The sequence below is a fragment of the Streptomyces beijiangensis genome (assembly GCF_017315755.1).
GTDB classification, from domain to species: Bacteria; Actinomycetota; Actinomycetes; order Streptomycetales; family Streptomycetaceae; genus Streptomyces; species Streptomyces beijiangensis.
Map to the genome: position 1 here is coordinate 1 of NZ_JAFLRJ010001036.1, position 306 is coordinate 306.

Genomic DNA, 306 nt, shown 5'->3' on the forward strand with positions numbered 1-306 from the left:
CCCAGGGAGTCGGCGAGGGCTTCGATGAGGTGGAAGTTCTCCGCCCCGTTCACGCCGCGTCCACCCGAGACGACGATCGCGGCCTCGGTCAGCTCCGGGCGTCCGGTGGACTCGCGCGCGGTGCGCGAGACGACCTTGGTACCGGTGGCCTGCGCCGAGAAGGACACCGTGAGGGGCTGAACCGTGCCGGCGGCCGGGGCCGCCGGCACGGTTCAGCCCCTCACGGCGTCCTCCTCGGCGCAGGCGACCGTTACCAAGGTCGTATCGCGCACCGCGCGCGAGTCCACCGGACGCCCGGAGCTGACC

General features: G+C 73.2%; 1 pseudogene. It reads right to left on the minus strand.

What is annotated here, in order from left to right:
• Positions 1-209 (minus strand): annotated as a pseudogene (locus J0695_RS40435) (FAD-binding protein); the annotation flags it as partial.
• Positions 210-306: the final 97 nt, after the last annotated feature.